Source organism: Stenotrophomonas sp. HMWF023, from assembly GCF_003060985.1.
Classification (GTDB): Bacteria; Pseudomonadota; Gammaproteobacteria; order Xanthomonadales; family Xanthomonadaceae; genus Stenotrophomonas; species Stenotrophomonas lactitubi.
This window is the reverse complement of sequence record NZ_QAIJ01000294.1, coordinates 43,269-53,239: the sequence shown is the minus strand read 5'-3', so window position 1 is coordinate 53,239 and position 9,971 is coordinate 43,269. Positions and strand designations below refer to the sequence as shown.

Annotated in this window: 8 protein-coding genes; 4 read left to right on the top strand and 4 right to left on the bottom strand. The window is 66.4% G+C overall.

The features are described 5' to 3' along the window. Positions 1-41: 41 nt before the first annotated feature. Positions 42-968 carry a c-type cytochrome gene (locus DBR20_RS16860; protein ID WP_108267092.1) on the bottom strand — a complete coding sequence of 309 codons (927 nt, stop codon included), beginning with the start codon at positions 966-968 and terminating at the stop codon, positions 42-44. Further along, positions 965-2,311, bottom strand: coding sequence for a cytochrome c (locus tag DBR20_RS16855; protein ID WP_108267090.1), 1,347 nt, complete (start codon positions 2,309-2,311; stop codon positions 965-967). The genes DBR20_RS16860 and DBR20_RS16855 overlap by 4 nt, the downstream gene beginning before the upstream one ends. A 183-nt stretch (positions 2,312-2,494) precedes the next feature. Between DBR20_RS16855 and DBR20_RS16850 the strand changes: the two genes are divergently transcribed. Further along, positions 2,495-3,646: an alpha/beta fold hydrolase gene (locus tag DBR20_RS16850; protein WP_108267088.1), complete on the top strand. Its 1,152-nt coding sequence runs from the start codon at positions 2,495-2,497 to the stop codon at positions 3,644-3,646. 4 nt (positions 3,647-3,650) lie between these two features. Here the strand turns inward: DBR20_RS16850 and DBR20_RS16845 are convergent, their stop codons facing one another. Next, positions 3,651-4,790: an MFS transporter gene (locus DBR20_RS16845; RefSeq protein WP_108267086.1), complete on the bottom strand. Its 1,140-nt coding sequence runs from the start codon at positions 4,788-4,790 to the stop codon at positions 3,651-3,653. Positions 4,791-4,977: 187 nt separating this feature from the next. Here DBR20_RS16845 and DBR20_RS16840 point away from each other — a divergent pair, with 187 nt between their 5' ends. Then, positions 4,978-5,673: an alpha/beta hydrolase gene (locus DBR20_RS16840; protein ID WP_089240303.1), complete on the top strand. Its 696-nt coding sequence runs from the start codon at positions 4,978-4,980 to the stop codon at positions 5,671-5,673. Between the two features lie 157 nt (positions 5,674-5,830). After that, a complete protein-coding gene (locus DBR20_RS16835) occupies positions 5,831-8,026 on the top strand; it encodes a TonB-dependent siderophore receptor (protein ID WP_108267084.1) in 2,196 nt (731 codons plus the stop codon). Between the two features lie 54 nt (positions 8,027-8,080). Here DBR20_RS16835 and DBR20_RS16830 read toward each other — a convergent pair whose 3' ends face one another. Next, complete coding sequence (locus tag DBR20_RS16830) at positions 8,081-8,782, bottom strand: pirin family protein (protein ID WP_100464797.1); 702 nt, start codon at positions 8,780-8,782, stop codon at positions 8,081-8,083. Positions 8,783-8,922: 140 nt separating this feature from the next. On the opposite strand from DBR20_RS16830, the gene DBR20_RS16825 reads away from it, so the two are divergent. Further along, the gene (locus tag DBR20_RS16825) at positions 8,923-9,843 is read left to right on the top strand and encodes a LysR family transcriptional regulator (RefSeq protein ID WP_108267082.1); all 921 of its coding nucleotides are present in this window, start codon (positions 8,923-8,925) and stop codon (positions 9,841-9,843) included. The last annotated feature ends 128 nt before the right edge of the window (positions 9,844-9,971 follow it).

Here is a 9,971-nt window from a genome sequence, read left to right as displayed (position 1 = left end):
GGAGTGTGTTGTGTGACGGCCGGCAACACCGGCGGCGTCCCTCAGTATCGCGCGTCCTTCGGTTTCGGGTCGCGTGGCCAGTCCTTGGCCTTGCCGGCGAAGTCCGGGCGCGGCTGGTTGATGAAGTAGCTGGCGATATCCACCGCATCCTGGTCGGGCATCACCTGCTGGCCCAGTGGCGGTTCACGGGTCACCGCCGGCGGCATGTTGTGCTTGACGAAGCCTGCGGCCTTGTACAACCGCGCCATGCCGGCACCGATGTTGAAGCTGCGCTCGCCCCACAACGGCGGGAACGCAATATCGCCGCTGGCATCGCGCTGGCCTTCGCCGTTGTCGCCGTGGCAGGCAGCGCACTGCGCGGCATACAGCGCCTGCCCACGTATCGGGTCCGGCGTCAGCGTGCTGTCGATCGGCCCTTCGCTGGGCGCGGCCACGCGTGCACCCTCCGGTACCGGGCGGCTGAGCCACGCCATGTATTCCAGCATCGCGCGCATCTCCGGTGCATCCTTGGCCAGCGGCTTGCCGTTCATCGAACGCTGCAGGCAGCCATTGATGCGCTCGGCCAGACCGATTTCCCTGCCCGGGCGCGGCATGTAGCGCGGGTAGCTGCCGCCGCCGGTGTTGAAGTAGTGATTGCCGAACGGTCGCTTGCCCTCGGCCATGTGGCAGGAATTGCAGTTCAGATCGTTGCCGACGTTGTCCGGCAGCAGGCGTGCGGTCTCGTTGAGCAGGCGACGGCCGAACATCACCGCGTCGGCGTTGCCGAGGCTGGCGATCTCCTCGGCACTGGGTACGTGGTACTGGCCCACCACCTGGCCGTGGCCGTCGAGGATATCCAGGGTCCTTGCCACCTCCGCATCCAGACCCGGGTACAGGTGCTGGTACAGCAGCGTGCCGGCACCGGCCAGCAGCACCGCAACCACTGCGCTGGCGATCAGCGCTCTGGAACGCTTCTTCGAACGCCTCATTGCGCCGTCTCCTGCGGGACCACATGCACCGGCTTGTCACGCACTACCCGGCGCATGCGCGCCACGTCCAGTTCGCTGACCGCACTGGCCTGGTTGCCCCAGCTGTTGCGGATGAAGGTGAGGATGTCGGCGAGCTGCGCATTGGGCAGCTGCTCGAAGCCCGGCATGGTGAACGCCATCCGGTCATGCGGGGTGTGCGGCGTGCGTCCACCGATCAGGGTTACCTGCACCAGCGAGCTGGGATCGTCGGCGAACACGATGGAGTTGCCGGCCAGGGCAGGGTAGACCCGTGGCATGCCACGGCCATCTGCACGATGGCAGGCCTGGCAGTGTTCTGCGTAGGCCAGCGAACCGGCCACCCGGTAGTCGCCGCCGCGCAGTGCGGCGGTAGTGGTGTCGGTGCCCGGCGTCCACTGCGCGCTGCGGCCTTCGCGTGCTGGCAGCTGCTTCAGATAGCGCGCCATCGCCAGCAGATCGGCGTCGGACAGGTACTGCGTGCTGTGCTCGACCACATCGGCCATGCCGCCGAAGGCCGCGGAACGATCGGTGCGGCCGGAACGCAGGAACTCGACGATCTCGGCTTCGCTCCAACTGGCGAGGCCTGTTGCTTCGTTGCGCAGGTTCTTCGCATACCAGCCTTCCAGCACCGAGCCGGACAGGAACTGGCGGCTGCCTTCATCGGCCATCGCTTTTTCCTGGAAGGCCAGCCCGCGCGGGGTATGGCAGGCGCCGCAGTGGGCCAGGCCTTCAACCAGTTCGGCGCCGCGTTGCTGGCCGGCATCCAGGGTTGGATCCGCGGTGAAGCTGCGCGGGCGTGCGAACAGCAGCTGCCACCAGGCAAGCGGCCAGCGCATGTTGGCCGGCCATGGAATGGTGCTGTCGGCGTTGTCCTGCCGGACCGGCTGCACCGCGCCCATGAAGTAGGCATACAGTGCCTTGATCTCGGCATCGCTGGCGATCACGTACGAGGCGTAGGGCATTGCCGGATACAGCGGCTGGCCGTCATGGCGGATGCCACGCCGCACCGCGCGCTCGAAATCCGCATAGTCGTACGCGCCGATACCGGTATCGGGGTCCGGGGTGATGTTGGTCGAGTACAGCGTGCCCATCGGCGTCTGCATGCCAAGCCCACCGGCGAACGGTCTGCCACCGGGGGCGGTATGGCAGGCGGCGCAGTCGGCGGCACGCGACAGATACCGGCCCTGCTCGATCAGGGTCGGGTCGTGGATATCGACCTCGGCCTGTTGCCGTGGGGCGAACCAGTACGGTGTGCTGCGGGCGATGCCGTAGGCGGCGGCCAATGTGGCGGCCAGGGCAATGGCGAGCTTGAACGAGGTGCGCATGCTGGCACTGTGGCCATTCGTGGGATGGCGTTCATTGATCCGGATCAATGCTCTGGCCGGTCGCGACATTGTGACAAGCTGAATCGATCCTGCGCTGTCATCAACCCGTCATCCAGCTGCGATAGATGGCATCGGACGTGACCGCTAACCTGCCACGCTGTCGCACTTTTCCCCTGACTGCCCATGAAGCGCCTGCTGCTGCTTTTGCTGGCGTGCGCCGGCCTGTGGCTGGCTGCATGCTCTTCTTCGATGACCGCCTCGTCCACCTCGCTCAGCGACCGCCTGATCGCGCCCGGTGGCGTTTCGACCCTGCTTGATCAGCCGCGTATCGCAGCAGCCGTGGCTGGGTTGCCGAACCGGCATGGTTTCGCCGCGGGCCGTGATGGCGTGCCGATCTTCTGGCGTGCTTTCGATCCAGGCGACTATGGTGCGCGCTACCACTACTTGCCGCAGCAGCACCAGAATGGCCTGCCGCTGGATACCGGGTTGAGCCTGGCGGTACCGCAACCGTTCCGCGCGCAGGTGCCGCGCGGCACCGTGGTGCTGCTGCACGGCTGGATGATGAACGGTGATTCGATGCTGCCGTGGTCGCTGCAGCTGGCCGAGTCGGGCTACCGCGTGGTCACCCTGGACCTGCGCAACCATGGGCAGTCCGGCGCGGGTCCCTCCGGCTACGGCACCTATGAATCGGACGATGTGGTGGATGTCATCGCCGAACTACGCGCGCGTGGTGAAATGACCGGCCCGCTGTACCTGTTCGGTGTTTCCTACGGTGCTGCCACCGCACTGTTCACAGCCGACAAGCTGGGTGACCAGGTGGCAGGCGTGGTGGCGATGGAATCGTTCGCCAATGCCGGCGTAGCGATCCGCACCATGATTCCGCATCTGATGGCGCTGCAGCCGGAAGGCTTGAAGGCACAGGCCATCGCCTCGTATGCACGCTGGCGCTACGGCAGCCAGGACATCAACCAGGTGGTGGCCGCCGCCAGCCGCCGTATCGACGTGGACCTGGACAAGGTGGATGTTGCCCGCGCGCTGGCCGATACCCGTGCCTGCGTACTGCTGCTGCACGGGCAGGGCGACCAGCACATTCCGGTCAGCCAGGGGCGTGCACTGGCGCAGGCCAACCCGCGTGCGCACTACATCGAGATGCGCGGCGAAGATCACATCACCCTGCCGTTGCGGTTGGACCTGCTGGCCGGCGTGGTGGATGACTGGATGGCGCGCGACGAGCACCACCCGAAGTCCGCGTGCCCAGCGCCGCAGTTGCCGGCCCAGGCCGAGTGGCTGGTGCACGGCGTCGATGCACCGGCAAAGACCCCAGCGCGCAGCTGAGCCTTCAGGGCAGGCGGCGCGCCAGTGAACGCGCCGATGCCGCCACGCCCAGCAGCATCGCTGCCACGCACAGGAAGGCAAAGCCCAGGCTGGTGGCATGGGCGAGCGCGCCGATCGCTGCGGGGCCTGCAAGGATGCCGGCATAGCCCAGCGTGGTGACTGCGGTGATCGCAATGCTCTCCGGCATCGCGCGCTGCTGGCCGGCCATCGAGAACAGGGCGGGCACGATGTTGGCGCAGCCCAGGCCCACCAGCACGTAGCCAACCAGCGCCATCGCGAAGGAGGGCACCAGTGTGGCCAGCGCGAAACCGGCCGCCGCGGTGATGCCGCCAATGACGATGGTGCGGGTGCGGCCAAGGCGCTCGACGATGCCGTCGCCGAACAGGCGCATCGCGGTCATCGCCAGCGTGAACACGGCAAAGCCGGCACCGGCCTGGTCGCGCGGCACCTGTCGCACTTCGGCCAGGAACACCGCACTCCAGTCGAGCATCGAGCCCTCGGCCAGGAACACCACGAAGGCGAGCACGCTGATGAACAGCACGACGCCATGCGGCACGGCCAGCATCGGGCCGTCATGCAGGATGCGTTGCGGGCGCCAGTGTGGTGCCGACAGCAGGGCCACCAGCAGCATTACCGCCACGGCGGCCAACGACGCCAGCCATAGTGGCGCGCCAAGAACCAGCAGGCCGGTCATGCAGCCGGCGCCGACGAAGCCGCCGATGCTGTAGAACGCGTGGAAGCCGGACATCATCGGGCGGCCCGCATCGCGCTCGACGGCCACCGCCTGCATGTTCATCGTGCAGTCCATCGCGCCCACACCCGCACCGAACACGAACAGCGTCGCACCCAGTGCCAGCGGCGTGGGGGCGAGCGTCAGCAGCGGCAGTGCGAGCAGAATCAAGGCCGTGGTGACGACCATCAAGCGGCGCGAGCCCAGGCGCGCGGTCAATGCACCTGCCAGCGGCATCGCCAGCAATGAGCCCAGCCCCAGGCACAGCAGCAGCCCGCCGAGGCTGGCATCGGACAGCCCGGCCTTGGCCTTGGCGTAGGGCACCATCGGTGCCCAGGCAGCGGTGGCAAAGCCGGGGATGAAGAACGCAGCGCGCGTCGCGTGCTGCTGGGCGTGGGGAGAAGAAGGCGTCATGCGCGAGGAAGGCTCCAGAGGATCGCCTTCATGAAAACGTTTTCAGAATCCTTGAGCAAGTGCCATCAATGACATCGAATGTCGAATACGAATGCATTGGTCCGGATGCGTCACCAGTGATTAACGCCATCAGTGGAGAGTAGCCCGACGGTCGGCATTCCGCCCGGCCGCTGCCGGAGATCAGCGCATGAGCACCACACCGACCATCCTCCTCGTCCATGGCTTCTGGGGCGGGGCCGCGCACTGGGCCAAGGTGATCCTGGAACTGCACCGCAAGGGCCACGACCAGGTGAAGGCGGTCGAACTGCCGCTGACCTCGTTGGTCAACGACGCCGAGCGGACGCGCCGGATGATCCGCCAGATCGATGGCCCGGTCGTGCTGGTCGGGCACTCGTATGGTGGCGCGGTGATCACTGAAGCCGGCAACCAGCCCAACGTGCAGGGCCTGGTCTACATCGCTGCATTTGCGCCGGACAGTGGGGAGAGCCCCGGTGGCATTACCCAGCAGCACCTGCCCGAAGCGGCACCGAACCTCGCGCCGGACAGCGATGGCTATCTGTGGCTGCGTGCCGACAAGTTCCATGAGAGTTTCTGCCAGGACCTCAGCGCCGACGAAGGCTGGGTGATGGCGGTGACCCAGAAGGCGCCGCTGGCCAGCACCTTCGGCGATGCGATCAGCGATCCGGCGTGGAAGCACAAGCCGAGCTGGTACCAGCTTTCCAGCCAGGACCGGATGATCTCGCCACAGAACCAGAAGGCCATGGCCGAACGCATGCAGCCCAAGCGCCTGCTGCAGCTGGAAGCGAGCCATGCCTCGCTGGCCTCGCATCCGGCCGAGGTGGCAGCACTGATCCTGGAGGCCGTGGCGGCCGTCGACGGCTGACCATCGCCACGGGGCAGCGCCTGCTCAGGCCCGGGCGCCACCCACGACAGCGGGGGCGCAGGAGAGTAAACTCCTGCGCCTGCGGCCCTTGGCCGCCCTTTCCCCCTTCCCCTCGAGCCGCCGCCAGAGGATCCCACCCCTTCGTGGAGGTCCCGTCGTGTCGTCTGTGCCTGTTCGTTTTTCCGTGCTGTCCCTGCGTCGTCGCCCGTTGGCGAACGCCCTTGCCCATGGTCTTCTGCTGACCTCGCTGGCCGCTGCCGGCACCACCTCGGCGCAATCGGCGCCGGTTGAAGAAGAGGGCAAGACGCCCTCGCAGACGCTGCAGACCGTACAGGTCACCGCCAACCAGCTGGGCACCATCACCGAAGGCAGCGGCGCCTACACGCCGGGCACCATCGCCACCGCCACCCGCCTGGTACTGACCCCGCGGCAGACCCCGCAGACCATCAGCGTGATCACCCGTGCGCAGATGGACGACTTCGGCCTGGACGGCATCGATGACGTGATGCGGGTGACCCCGGGCATCAGCATCGTCACCTATGACAGTGAGCGCACCGAGTACTACGCACGTGGTTTTGCCGTGCAGAACTTCCAGTACGACGGTATTCCGATGTCGCGCGACTCGGCCTACTCGGCCGGCAATACGCTCAGCGATACCGCGATCTACGACCGCATCGAAGTGCTCAAGGGCGCGACCGGCCTGCTGACCGGCATGGGCGATCCCGGTGCGACCATCAACCTGGTGCGCAAGAAGCCGGGCAAGGAATTTGCCGGCAGTGCGACGCTCGGTGTCGGCCGCTGGGATGACTACCGCGCCGAAGTCGATGTCGGCGGCCCGTTGACTGCCGATGGCCGCGTGCGTGGGCGTGCGGTAGGCGCCTGGCAGGACAAGCATTCCAATCTGGACTTCTACCAGCGCACCAGCAAGGTCGGCTACGCCGTGCTGGAAGCTGATCTGGGCGAACGCACGCTGCTGACGGTCGGTGGCGACGTGCTGGAGAGCGACCCCAAGGGTTCGACCTGGGGCGGCATCCCGTTGCTGGACAGCCAGGGCAACTTCAATGACATGCCGCGCTCGTTCAACAACGGCACTCGTTGGAGCGGCTGGCGCCAGTACGTGCGCACCGGCTTTGCCACGCTGGAACATACGTTCGACAACGACTGGGTGGCCAAGCTGCAGCTCAACCACCAGGTCAACGGCTACGACGCAGCGCTGGCGGGTGCGGCCGGTGGCAATCCCGATCCGGTCACCGGCGAGGGCGTCTCGCTGTGGCTGGGCAAGTACGTCGGCAAGACCGTCAGCAACGCTGCCGACTTCTATCTGAGCGGCAACTTCGGCCTGTTCGGCCGTCAGCATGAACTGGTGGTCGGCGGCAGTGCGTCGCGCAAGCGCTGGACCAACACCGGTTATTCGCCGCAGCCCGGATACCCGACCGCCGTTGCCGATTACAACAGCTGGAAGGGCGACATCCCGGAGCCGGAATGGCAGCGCGGTTATGGCAACAACGAGGTGACCCGCGAGAACGGCCTGTACGTGGTCGGCCGCTTCGACATCGCCGACCCGTTGAAGGTGATCGTCGGCAGCCGTCTGGCCAGCTACCGTTCGCCGCAGACGCGCGAGACCGGCGTGTTCGTGCCGTATGCCGGCGTGGTCTACGACCTCGGCGAGCATTACTCGGTCTACGCCAGCTACAGCACGATCTTCAAGCCGCAGGGTGAGCGCGACGAACAGGGCAAGGCACTGGATCCGCTGGAAGGCCGCAGCTATGAAATGGGTCTGAAGGCGGAGTTCCTCGACGGCCGCTTCAATGCCAGCGCGGCACTGTTCCAGCTCGACCAGGATAATTTCGCCCAGCCGACAGGCGGCAAAACGCCCAACGGAGAGGACGCCTATCGCGCATTGATGGGCGTACGCACCAAGGGCTACGAACTGGAGATGTCCGGGCAGTTGGCCGAGGGCTGGCAGGTGCAGGGTGGCTTTGCGCACAAGATCGCCCGCCAGGCCGGCAGCAAGGTGACCACGCTGGAGCCGGAAAACCAGTTCAGCCTGCACACCAGCTACCGCCTGCGCGGCGACTGGCGGGGCCTGACCGTCGGTGGCGGTGCGCGCTGGCAGGATTCCACGTTCGGCAACATCACCAACCCGGCCAGTGGTGCGTCGGTGGTACATCGCACCCAGCCGTACTGGCTGCTGGATGCCATGGCGCGCTACCAGTTCAACGATCGCCTGTCGGCCACCGTCAACGTCAACAACCTGCTCGACAAGCGCTATTACACGATCTTCAGCTGGTACAGCACCTACACCTGGGGCGAGCCGCGCAACGTGCGGCTGGCGGTGACGTACAAGTTCTGATCGCGTAGCGGCATGACACGCCCGCGATGCTGGACGGCATCGCGGGCGTGTTGGTTACAGCGGCAGGTCGAACACCAGCACTTCGGCGTCGTTGCCGTTTTCCAGGGTCAGCTGTGCCTCGTCGCTGACCTGCAGGGCGTCACCCGCTTCCAGGGTGATACCGTTGACCTGCAGCTGGCCACGTGCCACCTGCACATACGCGCCGCGGCCGGCAGCCAGGGCGTGATGCAGCTTCTGCTCGCCATCGAGGATGGTGGCGAAGATGCGCGCATCCTGATGGATGTGCAGTGAGCCATCGGCGCCATCCGGCGAGGCGATCAGGCGCAGCTGGCCGCGCTTGCTCTCCGGCGTGAAGTGGGTCTCCTCATACGACGGCGTGATGTTCTCGGTCTGCGGGAAGATCCAGATCTGCAGGAAATGCACCGGATCGGTGGCCGAATGGTTGAACTCGCTGTGGCTGACGCCGCTGCCGGCGCTCATGCGCTGCACGTCGCCGTAGCGCAGCACCGAACCGGTGCCCATCGAGTCCTTGTGTTCCAGAGCGCCGCCCAGCACGTAGGAGACGATTTCCATGTTGCTGTGGCTGTGGGTGCCGAAACCCTGGCCGCCGATCACCTTGTCTTCGTTGATGACCCGCAGCGGGCCGAAGCTCACATAGCGGGGGTCGTAGTAGTTGGCGAACGAGAAGGTGTGGCGCGAGGACAGCCAGCCATGCTCGGCCAGGCCACGGGTAGCGCTCTTGCGGATCTGCAGCATGATGGAATCTCCTTGTTCGATGGTTTCGATGGGGTGGGGTGGGCTGGTAGCCACTGTGTTTCCCCGTTGAAGAAAAGTATCCGCTTGCACCTTGGGTTTGAAAAACGGATAGTTTTGACAGCCATCATCGAAAATTTCGAATGCTCAAGCTCAGCCTCGATGCCCTGCAGATCCTGGACGCCATCGACCGCCGAGGCTCATTTGCCGGCGCCGGCAAGGCCCTGCACAAGGTGCCCTCGACCATTTCCTACACCGTGGCCAAGCTGGAAGAGGACCTTGGGGTGCAGCTGTTCGACCGGATCGGCCCGCGGGCGGAGCCGACCGAAGCCGGGCGCGCGTTGCTGGAGGAGGGCAGGCACCTGCTGCGTGCGGCCCGGGAGCTCGAGCTGCGGGTACGGCGGGTAGCCTCGGGCTGGGAGGCTGAATTGACCTTGGTGGTCGATTCCGTGTTCCCGACCTGGCTGCTGGGGCCGGATATCGCTGCATTCCGTGAGGTGGCGGCGCCGACCCGATTGCGCCTGTTCGGCGAGGCGTTGTCCGGCACCTGGGAAGCGCTGCTGGACCGGCGTGCCGACCTGCTGGTGGGGGCGCCGGGCGAGGGCCCCAGTGGCGGGGGCTATGTGGTCGAACCGCTGGGCAGCGTTGGTTTCGTGTTTGCGGTGGCGCCGGGGCATCCGTTGGCGACGGTGCCGGGTGTGCTGGGCCGCGAGCAGTTGGCGCCGTATTGCGCGATCGCGGTATCCGATTCGGCACGGCGGCTGCTGCCACGAACAGTGGGCCTGTTGATGGGCCAGGAGACGTTGACCGTGCCGGACATGGCCAGCAAGTTGAAGCTGCAGTGCCAGGGGCTGGGATTCGGCTTCCTGCCCGAGCCGTGTGCGCGGGCTGCGGTGGCACGTGGCCAGCTGGTGATCCGCGAGGTCGAGGAGCACAAGCCGGAGGAGACCTTCTGGCTTGCCTGGCGCACCGGCGAAGATGGCGCGGCCCTGCGCTGGTGGCGCGAGCGCCTGCGACGGCCGGAGCTGCTGGCGCAGTGGTGGCAGACGATGGCAGAGGGATAGGGTTCGGCAGGGCTGCGCCCTGCACCTGCCGAATCGACGGCAACGGCAACAGCAACGGCAACAGCCAAAGCCAAAGCCAAAGCCAAAGCCAAAGCAACAGCGGGCATTCCGTGGGATGGCGGGGTGGG

What these genes read in the sequence shown, in the direction of transcription:
- DBR20_RS16860 (WP_108267092.1), bottom strand. Translation starts at nt 968, where the DNA reads ATGAGGCGTTCGAAGAAGCGTTCCAGAGCGCTGATCGCCAGCGCAGTG.
- DBR20_RS16855 (WP_108267090.1), bottom strand. Translation starts at nt 2,311, where the DNA reads ATGCGCACCTCGTTCAAGCTCGCCATTGCCCTGGCCGCCACATTGGCC.
- DBR20_RS16850 (WP_108267088.1), top strand. Translation starts at nt 2,495, where the DNA reads ATGAAGCGCCTGCTGCTGCTTTTGCTGGCGTGCGCCGGCCTGTGGCTG.
- DBR20_RS16845 (WP_108267086.1), bottom strand. Translation starts at nt 4,790, where the DNA reads ATGACGCCTTCTTCTCCCCACGCCCAGCAGCACGCGACGCGCGCTGCG.
- DBR20_RS16840 (WP_089240303.1), top strand. Translation starts at nt 4,978, where the DNA reads ATGAGCACCACACCGACCATCCTCCTCGTCCATGGCTTCTGGGGCGGG.
- DBR20_RS16830 (WP_100464797.1), bottom strand. Translation starts at nt 8,782, where the DNA reads ATGCTGCAGATCCGCAAGAGCGCTACCCGTGGCCTGGCCGAGCATGGC.
- DBR20_RS16825 (WP_108267082.1), top strand. Translation starts at nt 8,923, where the DNA reads ATGCTCAAGCTCAGCCTCGATGCCCTGCAGATCCTGGACGCCATCGAC.